Here is a 22,338-nt window from a genome sequence, read left to right on the forward strand (position 1 = left end):
CATCCATGGCGCGGGGCGGCTAAACCGGCATCCCTGCCGGTTTACCCCCCAAATCCCTGTCGAATTCCGGCCAGCGTGGTTTAACGGGGCGCTTCAGATCAAAAGCAGAGCAAGAGCAAGAGCAAGTGCGGCTCACTTCGCATCGTGGTTAGCTGATTGAGTTCTGCGCGATGGGCAACTCGACGCAGAATTTCGCGCCGGCCTCGCCGTTGGTAACGCTCAAGCGCCCACCCATATTTTCCACAATCCCATAGCTCACCGAGAGCCCCAGCCCGGTACCGACGCCGATTGGCTTGGTGGTAAAGAAGGGCTCGAAAATCCGCTCCAGCAAGCGCGGGTCTATCCCGCCGGCGTTGTCTTCGACCCAGATACGCACATGGCGGCTGTCGTGCTCGCTGTGCAGGGCAATCCAGGGGCGCAGGGCAGGGTCTTTTTCTCGCTGGCTGAGCAGGGCGTCGCGGGCGTTGACCATCAGGTTGATCAGTACTTGTTCCAGCTGGTCGACATAGCCTTTGACCTGCACCGAGAAGTCCGCAGGGCTGATGCGCACGTCCACACCTTTGCCGCGCAGGCCTTCGCTGAGCAGGGACAGAGTGCCCTCCAGCGCCTGCGCCGGGTCGAACGGTTGCTGCTCGATTTCCGAGCGGCGGCCGAACACGCGCATATGGTCGACCACCCGTGCTGCACGTTGCACTTGGGCGTCGATGCGCTGGAGTTTTTCCGTGAGGTAGTCGATTTGCACATCGCCATTGCCCAAGCGCTTGAGCACGTTGACGACGGCCATGTGCATCACGTTCAGCGGTTGGTTGATCTCATGGGCCAGGCCGGTGGCCATTTCGCCGAGGGTGGCCATTTTCGCGCTTTGGGTCAGTTGCTGCTGGGAGCGGCGTACTTCGGTGTTGTCGCGCCCCACGGCCTGCACCTCGATCAGGGCGCCGTGTTCATCGAAGACGCCACGGTCCGACCACACCCACCAGGCATGTTCGCGCCCCGGCAGTTGCAGGCTGATTTCCGCCGTGCTCACCGGGAATTCCGGGGTCAGTTGCTGGATGCGCTGTACAAAGGCGGCGCGTTGTTCATCCGACAGCCACTGGCCCAAGTCGATGCCTGGCAATTGCTCGGGCCGACATTCCAGGTAATTGGCCAGCGGCGTGTTGCCGAAGGTGAGGATCAGGTCGGGGCGGTAGCGACAGATCATCGCTGGCGAGTCTTCTACCAGGATGCGGTAGCGTTCTTCACTTTGGCGCACCTGCTCGGCGGCCAGGGTCGCTTCGGTGACGTCCAGCCACAGGCCTACGGCTTCCACCGGCAGGCCGAGGTCGTCGCGCAAAAGCTTGGCTTCGTCGAGCAGCCAGTGGTAGTTGCCTTGTTTGTCGCGCAGGCGGTAGCGGCTGCGCACGTTGCCTTCGCGCAGCAGTTGGCGGGTGCGTTCGAAGTAGCGTTCTCGGTCGTCGGGGTGGATCAGCGCCGCCAGGGTGTCGTGGTTGCAATCGGCCAAGGTCCAGCCCAGCAGCGGCAACAGGCTGGCGCTGAAAAACGCCGGGTGCAGCGCGCCGTTGACGTAGCGCTGCACATAGATGACGGCCGGTGAGCTGGCGATCAGGTTGTCCAGGCGCGCATGGGCGGCGGCGGCTTGCAGTTGCTGGTTCTGGATGTCGCTGATGTCGAGCATGAAGCCGATCCAGCGCCGTTCATTGCCGGCGCCCAGCACTTGGCCTTGTATGCGGTACCACAGGGGCGACTGCTCGGACTCGGTGCGTTGCAGGCGCACGCTGGTCAGCAGTGGCTTGCCCAGGGCTTGCAGGTCTTTCAGGCGGCTGTCGAGGGCCTGGCGGTCGGCGGGGTGGATAAGTTCGAGCCAGGTGCCGAGAGGTTGGCGGGTGGGGCCTTCGTCCAGGCTCAGGTTGCGCAGCAATTGTGGCGCCAGCTGGATCTCCTGGGTGGCGGGCAACAGTTCCCACCAGCCAGTGCCGAGCAGGCCTTGCAGGGCTTCAACCCGTTCCAGTTGCTGGTGGTGACGCTGTTCGCGCAGGCGGCCCAGCAGCGGCGCGGCGAGTGCTGCGCACAGGTTCAGCCAGTCACGCTCGCCGGTGTGGTGTGCCTGGCCGTTATAAAAACCACACAGCAGCCACGCGGCGGCGCCATGGCTGTCGCGGTACGGCACCAGGAAGCCGTCGGCATTGCCAAATACACCGTGCAGGCGCGGGTTGTCGCTGCGCCCCTGGACAATGTCCAGGCTCAGTGGCGTGTTGCCGTTGATGCTGTCTAGGCTGGTGCCCAGGTGTTGCCCGGTTTGCCATAAGGCCGGGGCGTCGTGGGCGGCGTAGTGGCTGTAGATGCGCCAGCCCTGGTCATCTTCGTCGAGCAGTGCCATGGCGACGCAGGGGATGCGCCAGCGCTGGGCCACGCTGCGCAGGTGTTCGCTGAACACCTGGGGTAAGCGGTTGAGGCTGCACACGCGCAGCTGTTCGCTCATCAGGGCGGCGAGTTGGTGGTTCTGTTCGCGTTGCTGCACCCGTACTCGGTCGGCCAGCAGGTCAGTGATGTCCAGCAGGTGCAGGGCCCAGCCGTCACCCTCCGGCTCGATCCAGCCGCGGGTATGCAGGACCTGGCCGGCAGCGCCCTGAAAGTCGAGGTCCAGGCCGTGTCGTTGCCACTCCTGCGGCGTGCCCTCGACACTCAGTGCGCTATCGGCACACAGCAAGGTCTGCAAGGGCGGGTTGGGCGCGTTAGCAAGATGCTGGGCAAGCAAAGGCCTCAAGGTGCCTGAGATGCTCAGCACCCGACCCAGGTTGTCCAATTGCACTTGCAGGCCCGGCGCGGGTGTTGCTGGCGCGTCCAAGGCCAGGGCGCTGCTGCGTCCGCGCAGGCGTGCGAACAATTTATCCCCCGTCGTCAAAACTGAAGGCTCGAGGTAGCAGTGAGGTTGGTGGGCAGGTTGGGTACGGTGCCCACCCCGGGCAATACCAGGGCCGGCAGGACCGCTTTGATATTGGCCGAGGGGTAGGTGATCTTCACCGTCAGCAAATTATTGGTGTAGGTGGCGGTGATATAGCCGGGCAAGAATTTCAATGAGCCGGGGATCCAGTTCAATTGGGCCTGGGTCGCATCCTTGGCGCGTTGCACAACCAGGGCCGAATAGCCTGCACCTGCAGTGATTGGGTCCAGGGACACACTGCGGCGTACCCCTTCAGCCGCCGCCTGGTGAAATGACTGCATCAACAGCAATGGCAAGCTGTAGCTGAGCATGCCGTAGAACACCGCAAAGAAAATTACGAAGACCAAGGCAAACTCGATCGCCGCAGCACCTTTTTGCTTTCTCGGGAGGCTCGATTTCATGACTGCGTCTACCCTGAGGCGAGTACTTGATATCAGCATAGAATCATTCAGCCAAAAGGGATGTTTTTTACGTGATCCAGACGCTAGTGATTGTGCTGTGGTTGGGCGTATGTGCCGTGCAGGATATTCGCCAGCGCCAGATTGCCAATACGCTGACCCTGGGCGTTGGGCTGCTGGCGTTGATCTACCTGCTGTGGGCGGGGTCGACGTGGCTGGGCGCGCCTCGCAGCGAGGGGGGGCTGGCCTTGGCCTTGGCGTTGGTGCTGACTTTGCCGGGTTATGCGTTGGGCCGCTTTGGCGCGGGAGATGTGAAGTTGCTCGCCGCCCTGGGGCTGGCCTCCAATATCGAGTACCTGCTGGGGGCGTTGATCGGTGCGGGCATCGCCATGGTGGCCTGGACACTTATGCATCAAGGGCTTAGCTCAAACCGCGTTGAACGGGGAGGGCAAGCGTCAACAAAACAGCCTTTTGCGCCCTTCGTTTTGACAGGTTTTGCCGGCAGCTGGTTTTGGATCCATCAGTCGCGCGAGTTGATTAATGCTATGTACATAGTCGGAAAGTACGTCTACGTTTAATCAGGAGTTGTGTAGGAATTTTCGTCAGAAAGGATAGGTCATCATTTGGCTTGCCAGGCATGGAGTAGCGCGTGAACAAGCTTACGTCCGCAGTAAAAGTGCTCGTAGTCGACGATCAACCCTTAATCGTAGAGGAGCTCTGTGAATTTCTTGAAAGCAGCGGGTACCGTTGTGTCCCGTGCGAGTCCAGTGAGCAAGCTGTCCAGCGTTTCAAGGAAGACCTTCAGATCGGTTTAGTGCTGTGTGACCTGCATATGCCGGACATGGACGGCATCGAGCTGGTCCAGGCGCTGCAACGCATCGCCGGCAAACATCGCGCGTTCGAAGCGATCATGCTTACCGGGCGCGCCGACAAGCAGGATGTGATCAAGGCCCTGCGTGCGGGCATCGCTGATTACTACCAGAAGCCGATCAACCTCGATGAATTGCTCGAGGGCCTCAAGCGCCAGGAAGCGGCATTGGAGGAGCGGCAGAAAGACCTGCAGCTGGGCACGCTCAACCAGAAGTTGCAGTACCTGTCCGAATCCATCAACGACTTGTATATGGACTTGGACAAGGTACGCCGAAACCCGACGCCTCAGGACCATGACGGGGACCCTTCGGCCGATGAAGCCGGGCCGTTGGAGATCCCGGCGATCTTCAATCAACTGTCACCGCGCCAGTTGGACGTGGCCCGCCTGGTGGGCAAGGGCCAGACCAACTACCAGATTGCCTGTGAGCTGGGGATTACCGAGAACACGGTCAAGCTGTATGTGTCCCAGGTATTACGCCTGACCCATATGCACAACCGCACGCAGTTGGCGCTGGCGTTGTCACCGAACAACTCGGCGATGCGCCAGCGAGTAACGGCGCACTAGCACCGCCCCCTGTAGGAGCGAGCTTGCTCGCTCCTACAGGGGGGATTTTATTTGCTGCCCTGCGCAGTCCCGCCTACTTTCTGATCAAAAAACTCCGGGATTGGATGCTTGTTGCTGTCCAGCCAGCGCTTGAGCGCCTGTTCGCGTTCTGCCGGCGTGGTTTTTTGCGGGTTGGCCGAGGCTGCACGCCCGCTCAGTTGCAGCGCCATCCAGTTTTCCGTTTCTGCCTGCCGGGGTGAAGATGGCCCCGCTTCGATGGCCGAAGCAAGGAGGGGCAGGGCCAGGCAGGCAAGGCCGGCAAGGTGGTGGAATTTCATCATCGACTCCCTATTTCACAGAGGCCGGCAGCGTGTCGCTGACCGCCGCTACCTGATCTTTGACTGGACGCTGCGGTGCCGTGCCAGCCTCCTTGAGGTGTTGCGCCCGTGCCTGGGCCCGGGTCACCTGATCAGGGCTCAACCCGAGTTGGCCGACCACTTTCGCGGCCTGCTCCCAATTGTCCTGATAGATCAGCAAGGTCACCAGGTTCACTGCCGCCAGTTGATCGCTTTGCTTGAGCTCGATGGCGGTCATGAATTCAAAGCGTGCGTCGTCCAGGCGCCGTTGATCGAGGTACACCACGCCCAGGTCATTGCGGATTTTTTCGTCGGTGGGCGCCAGCCGTGCCGCACGTTGCAGGTGAGCCATGGCCTGGCCGTTGTCGCCCTTGGCCGATGCCAGTTGCCCCAGGCCGTGCTCACCGTCGGCGGCCAGGCAGGTGCCCAGCAGGCTGCGGTACAACGGCTCGGCGTCAGCACGGCCCAGCAAGCGATAGGCACGGGCCTGGCGTTGACGAACCTGGGGCAGGGTGCTGGGCAGGTTCTGCAGGTTGGCGAGGCTGGCGTGCAGCTTGCCTTCGTTGGCCATGTCATCGGCCAGGTTCAGCGACAGCTCCTGGTCGGCGCTGGGCTTGGGGCAACTGCCCGGCGCCAGCAACCCGGCCCACGGAACCTGGCCATTGCTGGCACAACCGCCCAGCATCAGCAGGCTCAAGGCGACGATCAGTGGTTTCATGGCAGGCTCCTCAAAAATTATTCAAGGCTCGGGAGATGGCGATCATGGCCGGCCCCCCCAGCACGATCAGCAAGGCGGGAAACAGGAACACCATCATCACCACGGACATCTTCGCGGACATCTTCGAAATGTATTCCTGCAGGCGGGTCAGGCGGCGGTCGTCGAGCAACTGCTTGAGGGCCAGCAGGGATTTCATCGCACCGCCGCCTTGGTGGATCAACTGCTGAAGGATGATGCAGGTGTCGGTGAACTCATCCACGGCCAGCAGGCGTGCGGTCTTGCCCAACTCTTCGGACAGCTCCAGACCCGAGTCGACCCTTGCCAGGACCAGCCGCAGTTCATGGGTCAGGTCTGGCAGCAAGCGCTGGGCTTCGGTGCTCAACACCCGCAGCGATTGCTCAACTGCCATGCCGGATTCGAACAGGATGCGCAGCAACGGAATGAAGGTGGAAATTTCCCGAGCGATGCGCTCCTGGCGGTATTTCGCGCTGAGGGCCAGGATGCGTTTGGGCAGCAGGTAACCGATGCCCAGGGCAATTGCCGGGGCAATCCAGGGCGAGCCAGCATGGGGGAACAGCAGTTGCTGGCCGAGCAGGGTCAAGCCCAGTAGCACGATGGGCACACCGATCTGGAAAGCCGCAAACATGGAACGCTGGTTGGCTTTGCGCCAGCCGACGCGGTTGAGCAGGGTCTGGGTTTCGTTGTCCAGGCTGACCGAGCGCTGGGCCACGGCGCTGGCGCCCAACTGGCGCATCAGGCTGCCGAGTTTGTCCTCGCGGGTCAGTTGGCCTTGCAGGCGTTGGCTGACCAGGCGTTGACGGCGCTTCTGCTCCAGCAGGTTGCCGACGATCAAGGCGACGGCGGCGAGCGACAGCAGGATGCAGATCAGGATGGCCATCTCAAATACTCCGCAACATGCGCCACATGACGAAGGTGCCCGTGATGTCGAGCGCCACCGCGGCCAGCAGCAGGTAGCGCCCTGTACCGTCGTTCCACATGCTCATCAGGTAGCCTGGGTTGACCATCAAAAAGTAGCCGACCATGGCGATGGGCAAGCCCGCCAGCACATAGGCGGTCATGCGCGTTTCGCCGGTCATGGCCTTGAGTTGGCGCGCACCCTGTTCGCGCTCGCGGATCATCTTGATCAGGTTTTCCAGCAGCTCGCTGGCGTTGCCGCCGTAGCGGTGGTTGACCTTCAGGCCCAGGGCAAACAGGCGGAACTCATCGCGTTCGTAAAACTCGGCAAAGTCGCTGACCGACTCCGGCAGGCTCACGCCCATTTGCACGTTACGCTGGATGCGGCTCATCGCCTGTTTGAGCGGCGCTTCGGTGCTGTCGATCGCACCCAGCACAGCGTCCGCCAGGGTGCGCCCAGACTTGAGGCTGCGCACGCTGTGGTCCAGCAGCTGCGGCAATTGTTCGACCATGCGCTGCACTCGCCGTTGGTAGCGCCAGGCGATATACACCCGCAGCAGCAGCGGCGGCAGGATCAGCATGGCCAACAGTCCCAGCCCGCCGGCCAGCAGATAGCCCAGCAACATGCCCAGCGCCCAGCCGCTCAACCACAAACCCAGGCGGTCGGTGGGTTTGCCCAGGCCGGCGCGCTGGAACATGCGCTCCAGCGCGACCCAGCTGCCGTTCGGCTCCTGGGGCACCGGCTGGCCGTCGCTGAGCCGCTCCAGCACCCGATCGGTACCGGCCTGGCGCAGCCCTCGCTGGAACAGCCAGACGGACAGGCTGATCAACAGGATGCAAATGAGCAGCAAGACAAGTCCGGTCATAAGCCCTCTCTACAACGGCAATGCCGATTCACGCCGCAGCTTGTCGCCGGCCGGGTTGAGCGCTTCGCGCAGGAAGCCAAAACCGGTACGGCGGTCGAGGCGGAACAGGGTGTTGGTGACATACACGTCGTCGCGTACGCCCACCACTTCTACCACCTCGCTGACGCAACGGCGCCCATCGGGCAGGCGCGTCAGTTGGATCACCACATCCAGTGCGGCGCAGATCATCTGCCGCAGGGTTTTCTCCGCCACCACACGGCCGGTCAGACCCACCAGGGTTTCCAGGCGCAATAGCGCGTCCTGGGCATTGTTGGCGTGCACCGTGCTCATGGAACCGTCATGACCGGTGTTCATGGCCGTCATTACGTCGAGCACTTCGACGCCACGGATCTCGCCAAGGATGATGCGGTCCGGGCGCATCCGCAGGGCGTTGCGAATCAGGTCGCTGGCCTTGACCTCGCCATGCCCCTCGGCATTGGGCGGGCGGGTTTCCAGGCGCACCACGTGGGGGTGGCCCAGTTGCAGCTCGGCCACGTCTTCGATGGTGACCAGGCGTTCGTGGGGGTTGATCAATTGGCTGAGGATATTGAGTAGCGTGGTCTTGCCGGTGCCTGTGCCGCCACTGATGAGGATATTGCAGCGCTTGCCCACCGCTTCCTGGAAGAACTCGAAAATAGGGTGGTCGATGGTCTGCATCGCCACCAGGTCGCTGCTCTTGAGCATGTCCTTGCGAAACTTGCGGATCGACAGGCAGGGGCCGTCCAGGGCAATCGGCGGGATGATCGCATTGACCCGGCTGCCATCTGGCAAGCGCGCATCGACCATCGGTGACGACTCATCCAGGCGCCTTCCAAGGGGCGCGAGAATGCGCTGCATGACGCGTTCTACATGGTGCGCGTCGATAAAACGCAGATCGCTCTGATGGAGTACTCCGTCACGCTCGATAAACACCCGGTGCGGGCCGTTGACCAGAATCTCGGTGATCGACACATCGCGCAGCAGCACTTCCAGCGGGCCGAAGCCAGTCAGCTCGTCGACGATTTCCTCGGCCAGGCGCTCCATTTCATAGCGCGAGATCGCCAGGTGCATGCGCGTGATGTATTCGGCTACTTTGTCGATGACAAATTGCGCCAGGGATTGGCGCGAGCCTTCCAGCAGATTCTGGCCCGACTCTTCGATGGCATCGATGATGTAGCGATGCAGCACCAGTTTCAGGCCATCATGGTCGTTGTGCGCGGCGCTTCCACGGGCCGGGGCGCCGAAGAGTTTTTCGCCGTTCATCGACTCGCCCCCAGCAGGCGTTCGAACCAGCGTGTCGAGGGTTTATCCAAGCCTTCGGTACGTTTGGCCAGGCGCTCGCCCAGGTGACGCAGGGCTTGGGTCAACGCTTCGCGGGGGGCCAGGGTGAACAGGCTTTGCCCCTGGTTTTTGGCGTTCAGGCGCACTTCTGGGCTCAGGGGCAGCACGGCGATGCACTCCAGGCCGAAGCTTTTTTCCAGGGCTTCGGTGTCGGGGGCACAGCCTTTGATGTAGCGATCGACGAGCAGCTTGGCATGGTCGAGCTTCATGCCTTTTTCGCGCCACAGGTTCAGCACCGCCAGGTTACGCCGACAGTCGAGCACGCCCTGGTCGGTGCACCACAGCAACTTGTCGCAGTGGCTGACAAAGGTACGCAGGGCTTCGCTGTCCGCTTGCCCGGTGAGGTTGACCACGATGTGCTGGAAGTGCTGGCGCAAGGCGCTGAGCAACATGTACAGCTCGGCGGCGCTGGTCATTTCCAAGGGTTCATCGCTGGCGGCGTAGGCAAGGATCCGCAGGCCGTCGTCGGTGCTGGTGAAGGCGCTGTTGATGAGCGTGGCGTCCAGGCGGCGCAGGTGGCGCAAGGCGTCGCCGAAATTGAAGGTGCTGTCCAGGCCCAGCAGCGCCAGGCTGTCGCCCCTGGGCAGGCCGAGGTCGAGCATCAGCGTCTGCTGGCCGCTTTTTTGCACCACCATCGCCAAGTGGCTTGCCAGCAAGGCGCCATCGGTGTTGCCCTGGGCTCCGTAGAGCACGGTGAGGCCGCCGAGGTGGGCGTTCGGCGCGGTGGGCGGCAAGCGCTTGCTCAGGCGCCGCACCAGCCCGGCCACTTCGCTGGAGCGCGAGCCATAGGCGACAAAATCCCGGGCACCGGCACGCATGGCGTTGAGTACCAACTGGTTGTCCATGCCGTCGCCCAAGGCCACCACCGCCAACATCGGCTTGGCTTCCAGGGCGCCTTCGATCAAGGCGCTCTGAGCCACCAGGTGTTCACGGTCCAGGCCCACGAACACCAGGTTGGCGAAGGTCACGTCCACCAGTGCCAGCAATTCATCGAGGCTGCCGCCGCCCACGCTGATCACTTGGCCAAGGGGCGCCAGCGCGCCCTGGAGCCATTCCAGGTCGGTGCTGTTGCGGGTGATTGCCAGGAAGGTCTGGCTCAGGCTATCGCTCATTGGGAAAGTCCACTGCGACGGTCGAAGTTGCCGTTTTCCAGGAAGAACAGCCGGAACCAATTCGGGTCATAGGTGCGCAGTTTTTCGCCGGGCAGCGACGGCAACTGCGCATTGGCAGCCAGTGGCTGGACCAGATGCGGCGTGACAATCATCAGCAGTTCTTTTTCTTCGCTGTTGATATTGGAGTCGCGGAAAAACGCACCAAGGATCGGGATATCGCCCAGGCCCGGGAGCTTGGCGATGGTGGAGCGGTTGGTGCTGCTGATCAGGCCGCTGATCACAAAGCTTTCGCCATCGGCCAGTGACACACTGGTGTCGGTGCGCCTGACGGTCAGGGCAGGCACCTGGATGCCCTCAATCCGGATCGCGTTGTTGTAGTCCAGCTCGCTGACTTCCGGGGCGACCTTCAAGGCGATGCGGTTGTGGTCGATGACCGTGGGCGTGAGGGTCAGGCGAATGCCGAACTCCTTGTACTCAATGGTGATGGTATCGCTGCCGGCACTGGGCACCGGAATCGGCACTTCGCCGCCGGCCAGGAAGGTTGCGCTCTGGCCGCTCATGGCCACCAGGCTCGGGCGTGCGAGGGTGTAGGCGAAGCCACTGCTTTCCAGGGCGTTGATCAGCGCCTTGACCCGGCCACCGCCAAAACCGATGTTGAAGCTCTCAGCGCTCACCGGCAATTTGAAGATGCCCTCTGAAGGGGACAGCAAGCTTGGGCTGCCGAGGAAGAAATTGTTGCCCATGCCCAGGATCTTGGTGCTGGCTTCCTTGAGCTTGGTGCGGCTGACCTCGACGAAGCGAATATCGGTCTGCACCTGGCTGGGCAGCGTCGGGTCTTCGGAGGGCGATAGCGATTGGCTGGTCAGCGCCGAGGTGGCCTTGCCTTTAACGAACACCATGCTCTGACGCGGCGTGGTCGAGCAGCCGGTCCACACCATCAGGCTGGTGGCACCGCTGCCGACACCGGTGAGCAGAAAGTGGCGGTCGCCGTTGACCCGCACGTCGGCGATTTTCGGATCGCCGATAGCCAGGCGCGTAATCGCTACCGGCGATTGCAGTTCGGTTTGCAAGCCTTCGCCCACCTCGATCACAGCGGGCAGTTGGCCCAGGGTGTTGCAGTTGCCCGATGCGCCCATCGCCATGCCCAGGGGCAGGCACGGCAGCATCAAGGCCAAGGCCAATTGAGCGTAGCGTTGGCTCATTCAAGGCATCCTTGTTCAATCAGGGGGTAGGTTGTGCCGCCGCCGCGCCGCGAATCACTTCGACGCCCCGACGCTGGCCGGTGTCGGCCATCGCGGGGGGGATTTTTTTTGGCGGGCCGCTGAGGGCCAATTGGGTGAATTGGTAGAGGTCGCGGTTGGCGCTTTGCACCTTGTCCGGGGTGTCGCTTTCGCCGGCCCAGTAGCGGCTGAGCAATTGTTCGTCGGCACTGCGCACGGCCAGGCGCAGCGTGCCGGCTTGGGAGGCGAGCATCAGCCGGCTCAGCAAGGGTTCGGGCACCGCCAGCACCACACTGCGCGCGGCAGTGCGGCGTTGGGCAGCCTGGGCGCGTTCTTCGGCGGTGGCGGGTGGCGGCACGGCCGGGGTGCCGTCGTTGGCCAGTCCCAACTGGTCGCCGACGCTGAGCAGGCGAATCGCTGGGATGACCACCTGCGCCGACTGCTCGGCATTGGCATTGTCCTGGCGCAAGAACAGCAAGACATCGACGTAATCGCCGGGGCTCAACTGGCCACCGGCACCGATGACCTCATCGACGGCGACGGCCAGTGCGCGTTCGTTTGTACGAATCATGCGGGCCAGGGGGCCGCCGGCGGTGAAGCTCTCATCATTGAGCCAGGTGCCGGCACCCAGGGCCCGCAAGGGCGTGCGGCCGATGGCCTGGTCAACGCTGGTCAGGCTGCCAGCCGGCACGGTGCGCAGTTTTTCCACGGCGACATCGGCAGCGGTGAGGGGCACAAAAGGCGCAACCGCGTGCACCAGCACCACGACCGGCTGGCGGGTCTGGTCTTCCACGACAGCAACGGTTTTTTCAACGGAAATGACAGGTGCTGGCGAGGGCGCTACGGCGGGTGCCTGCGGACGGCTCAGCACCAGGCCCCAATACCCTGCAACCAGGGCTCCGATAAGCAGCAAGCCAGCCAGGACCATGCTGATACGACTGTTCATGACGGCGCTCCCTATCCTGTTGCACTGCTTTTATTCCCGTTAATCCAAACGAGTTAAATTCGCAACTGGGCTGTGATGAACAACTAACGATTTGGCTATTTGAAGGTAGCCCAGCTAGGACAAATTGCCATTACTGAATGAAAAATTTATCTGCGCGGTTAAAGCAGGGGCTGTAAATAACGGATTTGTGGGGCTGACGCGGCGACTAATACTTTATGATTAATTCGTTCTTACAGTTGTGAGTGTTAAATTTGTTGACAATGCTCTAGTGGCACACGGCAATCATTGTGCGGGCCAGCTGTATCGGCGCTTTGTGGCGCATGAAGGAGATCTCATATGATCCTTGACCTGTTCTTGAAATTTTACATTCACGCTCAGTTATTCCTGCGCCGTAGAGACGGGGCGTCGGCCATTGAATATGTGATTATTGTGGCGATAGTTGCGTTGGTTATCATTGGCTTTGGCACTGGACTTGGCGATAAAATCAAAGGTGTCTTCCAGAAAGTGTCAGACGCCTTGCCGGCGGCGACTTAACATGCAGCGTTGTCTGTAATTGTTTTGGCGATTCTCTTTATAAGGTACCGCCCATGACCCACCCTTCGTCATCCCGCCAACAAATCCTATTGGTGGATGACGAGGAGGATGCGCTGATCGAGTTGGCCGAATCCCTCGAAAACGAGGGATTCGTCTGTTTTACCGCGACTTCCGTCACCTTCGCCTTGCAAGAATTGACACTTCACCCCGATATCGCCCTGGTCATCACCGATCTGCGCATGCCCGAGGAAAGCGGTATCTCCTTGATCAAGCGCCTGCGCGAACACACCTCACGCTCGCATTTGCCTGTGATCGTGATGTCGGGTCATGCAGAAATGGACGATGTCAGCGATATGCTGCGCTTGCAGGTGCTGGATCTGTTTCGCAAGCCGATTTACCTGGCTCGCTTGCTCGATACCCTCAATAGCCTGTTTCCCCTCTCTACACCTGGTCGGTAACGGACCGGCACCGCTTATTAAATGTGGGAGCTGGCTTGCCTGCGATAGCGGTGGCTCAGTTAAAGATTCATTGACTGACACACCGCCTTCGCGAGCAAGCCCGCTCCCACATTTGGCTCGTGGGGTGCCAGGCACTTAGTCGTCGACTGTCCGGCCGTCATCGCAGGCAAGCCAGCTCCCACCGTTTGATCGCGGGGGCTCAGGTAGAGGGGGTTCGGCTGTCAGGTCGCTGGGATCTGTGTCGGGCACTGATTCTGTGAGCAACACAGACCCTTGTGGGAGCTGGCTTGTCTGCGATAGCGATGGTTCAGTTAAAGATTCATTGACTGACACACTGCCTTCGTGAGCAAGCCCGCTCCCACGTTGATTACAGGTGCCCTCATCACAGTTGATAACTGAAACTCAGCGTATATCGCGGCCTGCGATTAAAGCTGTCCAGGGCGATATCCGACATTGGCTTGGCCGCCTCCAGCGCGATGTTGTAGTACTTCTTGTCGCCAAAACGTAAACCCACCGCCGCCGAGGACATGTCGTTGGCCTTGACCGGCAGGTCGTTGAACCAGGATTTGGCGCGGTCGACTACGACGTAGGGTTGCAGGATCTTCACCCAGTTGCCGGTGCGGTTGAAGCTGTAGTTGACCTCGTACGCCACCCCCCAGCCCTTGTCGCCCGAGCCTTGGTCGTCCGGGTAGCCACGGCCGAAATTCTGCCCGCCGAAGGTCGCGCGTTCGCTGTCGGGCAGGGTGTTGTCGCTCCAGTACAGCGCACCCGACAACACGCCTTGCCAGTTGTCGAAGAACTTGTCGCTTTGCACGCCGGAAAGGCGCAGGCGGAAGAAGTCGAGGTCGGGTTTGGCCACGCCCAGGTCACTGCGGGCCTTGGCGCCCAGACCGTCGATGCCCTGGTACAGACCACCACTGATGATGCGCAGGCGTTGCGCGTCGGCTTTGCGCCAATCGCCTTCGAAGGCCAGGGCGCGCAGGTTGGATTCGATGTCGAAACGCAGCGGGTAGCCCACCAGTTTATAGCGCGTGGTCTGGTCGACCGCGTACAGGCGCGTGCCCAGGGTGAGCGACTCGGTGGGGGAGGCGATGAACGGATGGCTCAGGCCAATGGAGTAGCGGTCGATGGACTGGTGCGGCTTGAGTTCGAAACCGCCATCCAGTTGCACGCTGCTGTTGGGGTCGGCGCGATAGCGTTCGGCGGCGAGCGCCAGTTGGGTGCCCTCGGCGTTGATGAACTGGTTGTAGTCCACACGGTAGTAGTGTTCTTTGTCCTCGCCGGGTGGGAACAGGCCGCTGACGCTGAGCTGCTCGCCCATGGACGTCTGGGAATTGCTGGTGGCGCTCAGCAACGCTTGCGTGCCGCCACGGCTTTTTTGCACCAGGCTCATGCTGGTGGTGAAAGGTTTGCGGCTGGCCTGGATCTGCATGTGCGTGGCGCCATCAGTGGTGCCCGGTGGCGGTACTTGCGCCTGTACGCTGAGGCCGGGGATGCGGCTCATCAGCGTGGTGTAGCGCTCGAAAGTCTTGCGGGTCAGCGGGCGCTCAGCCAGGAGCTTCTGCGCGAGTTTATCGACGTAGGCCGACACCGAACCGATGTCGCCGGTTTGTTGATAGTCCTTGATGTAGCCCTCCACCAGTACCACGCGGACCAGGCCGTTTTCGAAATTCTGTTGCGGCAGGAACGCGTAGGACAGCAGGTAGCCATCCTCCTGGTAACGGCGGGTGATCCCACGGGTCGCTTCAATCAGTTGGGCGAGGTTGGTTTCTCGTCCAATCAACGGCGCATACACCTGTGCCGTCTCGGCGAGCGGGTAGACCGTTCCGCCTTCGATCTGCAACTTTCGAATAGTGACCTTGGTGTCCATCAACAGCGGCTGGCCGGCAGTCGGTGGCGCTTCAGGTACCTGGGTTTTCGACGAGGGTGGTCGGTAGGCGTCGGCGGGCAGGTTGGGCACCGGCAGGGTGCGGACAGTGTCGTTGCTGTTAAGAAAGCTGGGAAGGGTCTCGGCCTGGACGTAGGCACTGAGGGTGAGCAATAACAACGGCGTCAACACGCGCATAGGACACTCCATGGTCAACTGCAGCAGCGCTTCGGGCCCGCCGGGTTCTGGGACTCGGTTCGGGAGGGCGGCGATTGATAAAGCGTGTCGCCGCCCATAAAAAAGACGAGAGACTTATTAAAGGTCTCTCGTCTCAACCAAGCGTAGGCGCTGTAGGGGAGGCCGTCTAATCGGCCAGGTGCATTTCTATTTGCCGGTCAGGCCGTTCAACAAACCGCCCAGACCGCCAGTGGCCGTAGTGCCGCCTGTGGTTGTGGCCGTGCCGGTTGCTGTGGCGGTGGTGCCGATATTCAGGCCACCGAGCAAACCACCGCTGGTGCCGCCAGTGGTGCCGCCCGTCACCAGGCCACCCACCGAGGCGACGGTGCCGCCGACCGCTGTGACGGTGGTGCCTACCGCGTTGGTGATCGGGTTGGCGTTGGCCGCCGTCAGGTTGGTACCCAAGCTGCTGACTGCGCCGCCGACTTGAGTGACCAAACCATTCACCGGAGCACCCACACCGGTAGTCGTGCCGATGGTTTGCGTCAGGTTGGTGACGCCGCTGGTCACAGGATTGAGCGCTGCGCCGACATTGGCCGCCACGGTGGCGACCGGTGCGGTAGCTGCGGTGTTTGCTACACCTGTGCCACCCAGCACAGTGCCCAGCGACGCAACGGTGCCGCCGACTGCACCACCGGTCACACCCGCTGCACTGACAGTGCCGTTGGTGTTGCCCACGTTCAGGCCGGTACCCACGTTAGCCACCAGGCCACCCACCAGCTCTGGAATGCCGGGAGCCGAGGTGCCACCGGTTGGGGCCACATAACCGCCCGATTTATCCAGTGTGCCACCGACGCCAGTGAGCACGGTGCCGACAATACCGGTGACCGGGTTGCCCGTGCCGCCAGTGCTGGCGACTTGAGTACCCAGGCCAGTGACAGCCGAACCGACTTTATCCAGTACGCCATTGAGTGGAGCGCCCAGGCCGGTTGCGTTGCCCAGGTTGCCGGTGGTGTTTTCCACCAGCGACACTACAGGCACCACTACTTTGCTGCCTAAGGTATTGGTCAATGAACCCAGTGGGCCCGTGGTGCTGGCCGTGCTGAGGGTATCGCCGAGCATGGTGACGGTGGTGCCGACTTTATCCACAACGCCACCTACCGCAGTGCCTACTCCGCCTGTCACACCGCCGACGACGGGTACTCCCCCGAGGGTGGTTGACAGTGATTGGCCGGTGGTCGAGAGGCCGCCGCCCAAATCGGCCACCCCATTACCTACGCCTGCTACCGTGGTGCCCAGGGAGTTGGTGTTGGTGCCCAGTGAGCCCAAGCCGGCGGTTACGCCAGTGCCGATGCTGTTAACAGCGGTGCCTGCCGAGGTGACCAGGCCGCCAGCGGTTGCGCCGACGATGGGTACGCCATTCAACGTCGAACCCAGGTTACCGACCGCTGTACCGACATTGCCGACTGTGGTGCCAAGGGTGCCGGCGATCTGGCCGGTGACCAATGGGGTGGTTGTCGAACCAGTGCCGCCGCCAGTGCCGCCACCAGTACCACCGCCAGTGCCGCCGCCGGTGCCGCCACCAGTACCACCACCAGTGCCGCCGCCGGTGCCGCCACCAGTACCACCGCCAGTGCCGCCGCCGGTGCCGCCACCAGTACCACCGCCAGTGCCGCCGCCGGTGCCGCCACCAGTACCACCGCCAGTACCACCGCCAGTACCGCCGCCGGTGCCGCCGCCAGTGCCGCCACCAGTGCCGCCACCAGTACCACCGCCGGTGCCGCCGTCACCACCGCCCGTGCCACCACCGGTCCCACCGCCAGTTCCGCCGTCACCGCCGCCTGTGCCACCACCGGTCCCACCGCCTGTACCGCCATCACCGCCACCAGTACCTCCGCCTGTGCCGCCTCCGGCGCCTGCACCCGCATCCGGCGATGACGCCGCCACGCTGGATTTATGCCCGCCACCACCGCTGCTGCAGCCGCCCAGGCTCATTGCCAGAACGAGGGCCAGCGCGGTACTTGCTTTCCAAAACACGACTTGAGTTTTCATGATTGAGTTCCTTGCACCTGGTACAACCTTGGTTGTTTCAAACCCTCGTTATTTCTTTGGATAACGATAGGTTTGTCCGTGTGGCTATCTCAGGCCAGGGCACTCTTTCACGCAATGCTCAACTTGGTATTAACGATTTATATACACCCGGGCTTAGTCGGCTTAGGAACTAATACCAAAGGTGTAATGGGAGGGTGTTTCGGATTGTTTAGATGATTAAAATCAAAGGCTTGTAAAAAACGGCGGACCTCTCAAGGTCCGCTATAACTTAGGGTGTATATATACAATTAATCAGGGGGTTTTCAGGAAATCGGCTGCCACTTGCCCCGCATGTGTTGAATATCCCCAGCGCCTTTGAGTTCCAACCCTCCGCTGGAACCGGCCGCGCTACTTATTAATATCACTTCACTGGGCAGGCGCACCGGCTTCATGAACTCGACGTCAATTTCAATATTGGCGGCCGGCAAGTGTTCTGCCAGCGCCGCGAGGGTGCGGGCCTTGTTCCACAACCCGTGGGCGATGGCCTGGGGAAAACCGAACAGCTTGGCGGTAGGCGCACTAAGGTGGATGGGGTTGTAGTCGCCAGACACGCGTGCGTAGCGGCGGCCTATGTCAGTGGGCGCTTTCCAGCGCGTCAATTCGGTGAGCGTGCCTGGGGTTTGCAATCCGCTCTCCAGGGCTTCGCCTTCCAGCTTCACGCCCCGGCATAACATTTGGCTTTCGGCTTCCCACAAGAGCCCAAGGGCATCCTCTATAACGGTGACGATGTCAAAGGTGGCCCCCTTGGGATGGGGGCTGAGATTGCGTGCGTAGACACCGACACTCACGTCACCGACTCCACCTAAAGGCCGATGAATACGGATGCGATTGCGCAGGTGGATCAACCCCAGCAGCGGAAATGGAAAAGTCTTGTCCGTCAGCAATTGCAGTTGCAGGCCGAACGCGAGGATATGCGGATAAGTCGCGGGCAGCATCGGGCTGTCAGCAAAGCCGCATACCTTGCGATAAGCCGCAACCGCGCCGGGATTGACACTCATCCGGCAGCGCAACCCACGTTCGGGCAATGTGCTGCCGGTGATCTTGCGCTTGAGCGCCGCGCGCCAATACAGCGGCAGTAGAGACGGGGTGCTGTCCAACGTTTGCCATTGCATGCTTACGCTCCCAGAAGACTTTGCCCACACACTCGCAGCGTCTGGCCGCTGACCGCACCGGAGCCCGGCTGGCTCAGCCAGGCGACGGCTTCGGCCACATCCTGGGGCAAGCCACCTTGACCCAGGGAGCTCATGCGGCGCCCGGCCTCACGCAGGGCGAAGGGGATATGCGCGGTCATCTGGGTTTCGATAAACCCAGGCGCAACGGCGTTGATGCTGATCCCACGTTCCTTCAACAGCGGCGCCCAGGCTTGAGCCAGGCCGATCAATCCGGCCTTGCTTGCGGCATAGTTGGTTTGCCCACGATTGCCGGCGATGCCACTGATGGAGGCCAGCAACACCACCCGAGCGTTGTTTTGCAGGGTGCCGTTGTCGAGCAGGGCCTTGGTCAGCACTTGCGCAGCCTTGAGGTTGACCGCCAGCACTGCGTCCCAGTATTCCGGGGTCATGTTGGCCAGGGTTTTGTCGCGGGTGATGCCGGCGTTGTGCACCAGGATGTCGAGCCCGTCTGGCAGGTGCTCGATCAGTTGGCGTGCGGCATCTTCAGCGCAGATATCCAGCATCACCGTGCGCGCATTCAGGCGTGCGGCCAGGGCTTCAAGGTCGGCCTTGGCCTGGGGCACATCGAGCACAATGACCTCGGCGCCGTCGCGGGCCAGGGTTTCGGCGATGGAGGCACCGATGCCTCGAGCGGCGCCGGTAACCAATGCCTTGCGCCCGGCCAGCGGGCGCGTCCAATCTTGCACCGGGGTATCGCAGGCCGCCAGGCGAATCACCTGGCCGGAGATATAAGCGCTTTTGGGCGAGAGGAAAAACCGCAGCGCGCCTTCCAACTGATCTTCGGCGCCGTCGCCCACGTACAGCAACTGCAGCACGCCACCGCTGCGCAGCTCCTTGGCCAGGGAGCGGCTGAAGCCTTCCAGGGCGTGCTGGGCGCTAGCGGCGAAGGGGTCGCTGAGGCTTTCCGGCGCTCGGCCAAGGATTACCAGGTGTGCACTGTGGTCGAGATTTTTCAGCAGCGGTTGGAAGAATTCGCGCAGTTGCTTGAGCTGCTCGGTGTGTTGCAAAGCACTGGCGTCGAACACCACCGCCTTGAGCTTGGGGCCGTGTCCTGGAATCCACGCGGGCGCTGTCGAGGCTTCGGCGCCGTAGCTGTAGACGGCGTCGGTGAGTCGGTTGGCAAATGCCAGCACCTGGGTTGCCAATGCGCCACCGCCCAGCAGCAGGGCGCCTTCGACCGGGCGCAGGCGCCCGGCTTGCCAGCGTTCCAGGCGTACCGGTGACGGCAGGCCAATGGCGGCGACCAGGCGATGGCCGAGGCTTGAGTTGGCGAAGTCGATATAACGGTCAGACATGGAACGCTCTCCGAAGGCTGGGGTTCAAAGGTTGACCACACTGGGGTGGCAGTCGTTCGATTGAGCCTAGGCTAGGCTTGATGATTCCACCCACCACCACAAGGGAGCTTTCCATGACTCAATTGCGCCGTGTAGCGATCATTGGCGGTAACCGCATTCCTTTCGCCCGTTCCAATGGCCCCTATGCCACGGCGAGTAACCAGGCGATGCTGACTGCCGCGCTGGAGGGCCTGATCGAGCGCTACAACCTGCACGGCCTGCGCATGGGCGAGGTGGCCGCCGGCGCGGTGCTCAAGCACTCCCGTGATTTCAACCTGACGCGTGAATGCGTGCTCGGCTCGCGCCTGTCACCGCAAACCCCTGCGTACGACATCCAGCAAGCATGCGGCACCGGGCTGGAGGCGGCGCTGCTGGTGGCCAATAAAATCGCCCTGGGCCAGATTGAATGCGGCATTGCCGGCGGGGTGGACACCACCTCGGATGCACCGATTGGTGTGAATGAAGGGCTGCGCAAGATCCTGCTGCAAGCCAACCGCAGCAAATCCCTGGGAGATAAATTAAAACTCCTGTTACAACTTCGTCCTCATCACCTCAAGCCGGAACTGCCGCGCAACGGCGAACCGCGCACCGGTTTGTCCATGGGGCAGCACTGCGAGCTGATGGCCCAGACCTGGCAGATCCCCCGCGCCGAGCAGGACCAGCTTGCGCTGGAGAGCCACCAGAAGATGGCGGCGGCCTACGCCGAAGGCTGGCACAACGATTTGCTCACGCCCTTTCTCGGCCTCACCCGCGACAACAACCTGCGCCCCGACCTGACCCTGGAAAAACTCGCCAGCCTCAAGCCGGCCTTCGAGCGCAGCGAAAAGGGCACGCTCACCGCCGGTAACTCCACGCCCCTGACCGATGGTGCCTCTCTGGTGCTGCTGGGCAGCGAGGCGTGGGCCAAGGAGCGCGGCCTGCCGATCCTGGCTTACCTGCGCGATGGCGAAGCAGCGGCGGTGGATTTCGTCCACGGCGCCGAGGGCCTGTTGATGGCGCCGGTGTATGCGGTGCCACGCTTGCTGGCGCGTAACGGCCTGACCTTGCAGGACTTTGATTACTACGAGATCCACGAAGCCTTCGCCGCCCAAGTGCTGTGCACGCTCAAGGCCTGGGAAGACGCCGACTATTGCAAGACCCGCCTGGGCCTGGACGCACCGCTGGGGTCGATCGACCGCAGCCGGCTCAACGTCAAGGGCAGTTCCCTGGCGGCGGGCCATCCGTTTGCCGCCACCGGTGGGCGGATCGTCGCCAACTTGGCTAAATTGTTGGATGCGGCGGGCAAGGGCCGTGGGCTGATTTCCATCTGTGCCGCCGGTGGCCAAGGCGTGACGGCGATTATCGAACGCTGATTGCCGATAAAATTGGCCCATTGAATGCATTCTCAAGGGGTCAGAGGTCAGTAGCCTCTCCCCCCGGCGAGCCGATTGCCGTATAACGAGTTCCACACGCGTGTTTGGTAATACAGGACCCACAATAAAAGCTGATGAAGACTCCTAAACGCATTGAACCCCTGATCGAAGACGGTCTGGTCGACGAAGTGCTGCGCCCTCTGATGAGTGGTAAAGAAGCAGCTGTTTATGTGGTGCGCTGCGGCAATGAATTGCGTTGCGCCAAGGTTTACAAGGAGGCGAATAAACGAAGTTTTCGTCAGGCATCCGAATACCAGGAAGGCCGTAAGGTCCGTAACAGCCGCCAGGCACGAGCCATGGCCAAGGGCTCCAAGTTCGGCAAGAAAGAAACCGAAGATGCCTGGCAGAACGCGGAAGTGGCGGCGCTGTTTCGCCTGGCCGGTGCGGGCGTTCGCGTGCCCCAGCCGTTCGACTTTCTCGAAGGCGTGCTGTTGATGGAACTGGTGGCCGACGAATACGGCGATGCGGCGCCGCGTCTGAATGACGTCGTGCTGGAGCCGGACCAGGCGCGCGAATACCACGCCTTCCTGATCTCCCAGATCGTGCTGATGCTGTGCACCGGCCTGGTGCACGGTGACCTGTCCGAGTTCAACGTACTGCTCACGCCTACGGGCCCGGTAATCATCGACCTGCCCCAGGCGGTGGATGCGGCGGGTAACAACCACGCGTTCAGCATGCTGGAGCGCGACGTTGGCAACATGGCTTCCTACTTCGGGCGTTTTGCCCCGGAGTTGAAGAAAACCAAGTACGCCAAGGAAATGTGGGCGCTGTATGAAGCCGGCACCTTGCACCCGGCCAGTGTATTGACCGGTGAGTTCGACGAACCGGAAGAACTGGCGGATGTGGGCGGTGTGATCCGCGAAATCGAAGCGGCGCGGCTGGATGAAGAGCGTCGCCAGGCGATTCGCGCAGCGGATGACGCGCCACCGAGCAAAGTGCCGGACGAGCCACCGCCGCCGCCTTGGATGCAGTAACTCACAATGTGGGAGCTGGCTTGCCTGCGATGCAGGCACCTTGGTGTATCAGTGACACCGAGGTGATGCTATCGCAG

At 62.0% G+C, this 22,338-nt stretch carries 20 protein-coding genes; 6 read left to right on the plus strand and 14 right to left on the minus strand.

Features of this window, described 5'->3' with window-relative positions; translation table 11 throughout:
* Positions 1-148: 148 nt before the first annotated feature.
* Together BT199_RS15715 and BT199_RS15720 are read right to left on the minus strand one after the other, a co-directional pair.
* The gene (locus tag BT199_RS15715) at positions 149-2,899 is read right to left on the minus strand and encodes a PAS domain-containing sensor histidine kinase (protein WP_072434926.1); all 2,751 of its coding nucleotides are present in this window, start codon (positions 2,897-2,899) and stop codon (positions 149-151) included.
* Positions 2,896-3,339 carry a TadE family protein gene (locus BT199_RS15720; RefSeq protein ID WP_014716745.1) on the minus strand — a complete coding sequence of 148 codons (444 nt, stop codon included), beginning with the start codon at positions 3,337-3,339 and terminating at the stop codon, positions 2,896-2,898. Before BT199_RS15720 ends, BT199_RS15715 begins: the two co-directional genes overlap by 4 nt.
* Before the next feature lie 71 nt (positions 3,340-3,410).
* Here BT199_RS15720 and BT199_RS15725 point away from each other — a divergent pair, with 71 nt between their 5' ends.
* A complete protein-coding gene (locus BT199_RS15725; protein ID WP_014716746.1) occupies positions 3,411-3,914 on the plus strand; it encodes a prepilin peptidase in 504 nt (167 codons plus the stop codon).
* Between the two features lie 71 nt (positions 3,915-3,985).
* Positions 3,986-4,771, plus strand: a complete 786-nt coding sequence (locus BT199_RS15730) for a response regulator transcription factor (protein ID WP_072434928.1) — start codon at positions 3,986-3,988, stop codon at positions 4,769-4,771.
* 47 nt (positions 4,772-4,818) lie between these two features.
* On the opposite strand, the gene BT199_RS15735 is transcribed toward BT199_RS15730, so the two are convergent.
* From BT199_RS15735 to cpaB, 8 genes are read right to left on the minus strand one after another with little or no spacing between them, the layout of a single operon-like run.
* Positions 4,819-5,088 carry a DUF3613 domain-containing protein gene (locus BT199_RS15735; RefSeq protein ID WP_003188221.1) on the minus strand — a complete coding sequence of 90 codons (270 nt, stop codon included), beginning with the start codon at positions 5,086-5,088 and terminating at the stop codon, positions 4,819-4,821.
* A gap of 10 nt (positions 5,089-5,098) precedes the next feature.
* The gene (locus BT199_RS15740; protein ID WP_019818344.1) at positions 5,099-5,824 is read right to left on the minus strand and encodes a tetratricopeptide repeat protein; all 726 of its coding nucleotides are present in this window, start codon (positions 5,822-5,824) and stop codon (positions 5,099-5,101) included.
* A gap of 10 nt (positions 5,825-5,834) precedes the next feature.
* Positions 5,835-6,722: a type II secretion system F family protein gene (locus BT199_RS15745; protein WP_019818343.1), complete on the minus strand. Its 888-nt coding sequence runs from the start codon at positions 6,720-6,722 to the stop codon at positions 5,835-5,837.
* Position 6,723: 1 nt separating this feature from the next.
* On the minus strand, positions 6,724-7,605 hold the full coding sequence (locus tag BT199_RS15750; protein ID WP_072434930.1) for a type II secretion system F family protein: 882 nt from the start codon (positions 7,603-7,605) through the stop codon (positions 6,724-6,726).
* 9 nt (positions 7,606-7,614) lie between these two features.
* The gene (locus BT199_RS15755; protein WP_014716751.1) at positions 7,615-8,886 is read right to left on the minus strand and encodes a TadA family conjugal transfer-associated ATPase; all 1,272 of its coding nucleotides are present in this window, start codon (positions 8,884-8,886) and stop codon (positions 7,615-7,617) included.
* The gene (locus tag BT199_RS15760) at positions 8,883-10,076 is read right to left on the minus strand and encodes a CpaE/TadZ family protein (RefSeq protein ID WP_014716752.1); all 1,194 of its coding nucleotides are present in this window, start codon (positions 10,074-10,076) and stop codon (positions 8,883-8,885) included. The genes BT199_RS15755 and BT199_RS15760 overlap by 4 nt, the downstream gene beginning before the upstream one ends.
* Positions 10,073-11,278: a type II and III secretion system protein family protein gene (locus BT199_RS15765; protein ID WP_072434933.1), complete on the minus strand. Its 1,206-nt coding sequence runs from the start codon at positions 11,276-11,278 to the stop codon at positions 10,073-10,075. The genes BT199_RS15760 and BT199_RS15765 overlap by 4 nt, the downstream gene beginning before the upstream one ends.
* 19 nt (positions 11,279-11,297) lie before the next feature.
* Positions 11,298-12,242: a Flp pilus assembly protein CpaB gene (cpaB, locus tag BT199_RS15770; protein ID WP_072434935.1), complete on the minus strand. Its 945-nt coding sequence runs from the start codon at positions 12,240-12,242 to the stop codon at positions 11,298-11,300.
* Positions 12,243-12,578: 336 nt separating this feature from the next.
* Between cpaB and BT199_RS15775 the strand changes: the two genes are divergently transcribed.
* On the plus strand, positions 12,579-12,776 hold the full coding sequence (locus BT199_RS15775; RefSeq protein ID WP_003188231.1) for a Flp family type IVb pilin: 198 nt from the start codon (positions 12,579-12,581) through the stop codon (positions 12,774-12,776).
* 53 nt (positions 12,777-12,829) lie between these two features.
* The gene (locus BT199_RS15780; RefSeq protein ID WP_072434937.1) at positions 12,830-13,234 is read left to right on the plus strand and encodes a response regulator; all 405 of its coding nucleotides are present in this window, start codon (positions 12,830-12,832) and stop codon (positions 13,232-13,234) included.
* Positions 13,235-13,616: 382 nt separating this feature from the next.
* On the opposite strand, the gene BT199_RS15785 is transcribed toward BT199_RS15780, so the two are convergent.
* From BT199_RS15785 to BT199_RS15805, 4 genes are all read right to left on the minus strand, one after another.
* Positions 13,617-15,299 (minus strand): ShlB/FhaC/HecB family hemolysin secretion/activation protein, encoded by a 1,683-nt coding sequence (locus BT199_RS15785; protein WP_020302458.1) that lies wholly within the window; start codon positions 15,297-15,299, stop codon positions 13,617-13,619.
* 186 nt (positions 15,300-15,485) lie between these two features.
* Complete coding sequence (locus BT199_RS15790; protein ID WP_083535078.1) at positions 15,486-17,330, minus strand: collagen-like triple helix repeat-containing protein; 1,845 nt, start codon at positions 17,328-17,330, stop codon at positions 15,486-15,488.
* Positions 17,331-17,632: 302 nt separating this feature from the next.
* Positions 17,633-18,481, minus strand: a complete 849-nt coding sequence (locus BT199_RS15800) for a MaoC family dehydratase (protein WP_072434939.1) — start codon at positions 18,479-18,481, stop codon at positions 17,633-17,635.
* 2 nt (positions 18,482-18,483) lie between these two features.
* On the minus strand, positions 18,484-19,836 hold the full coding sequence (locus BT199_RS15805; protein ID WP_072434941.1) for a 3-oxoacyl-ACP reductase: 1,353 nt from the start codon (positions 19,834-19,836) through the stop codon (positions 18,484-18,486).
* Positions 19,837-19,949: 113 nt separating this feature from the next.
* Between BT199_RS15805 and BT199_RS15810 the strand changes: the two genes are divergently transcribed.
* Positions 19,950-21,227 carry an acetyl-CoA C-acetyltransferase gene (locus BT199_RS15810; RefSeq protein WP_032902907.1) on the plus strand — a complete coding sequence of 426 codons (1,278 nt, stop codon included), beginning with the start codon at positions 19,950-19,952 and terminating at the stop codon, positions 21,225-21,227.
* A gap of 134 nt (positions 21,228-21,361) precedes the next feature.
* Entirely contained in the window at positions 21,362-22,261 is a 900-nt protein-coding gene (locus tag BT199_RS15815) for a PA4780 family RIO1-like protein kinase (RefSeq protein ID WP_014716761.1), read from the plus strand.
* Positions 22,262-22,338 lie beyond the last annotated feature (77 nt).

The sequence above is a fragment of the Pseudomonas sp. NFR02 genome (assembly GCF_900119375.1).
GTDB lineage: Bacteria > Pseudomonadota > Gammaproteobacteria > Pseudomonadales > Pseudomonadaceae > Aquipseudomonas > Aquipseudomonas paracarnis.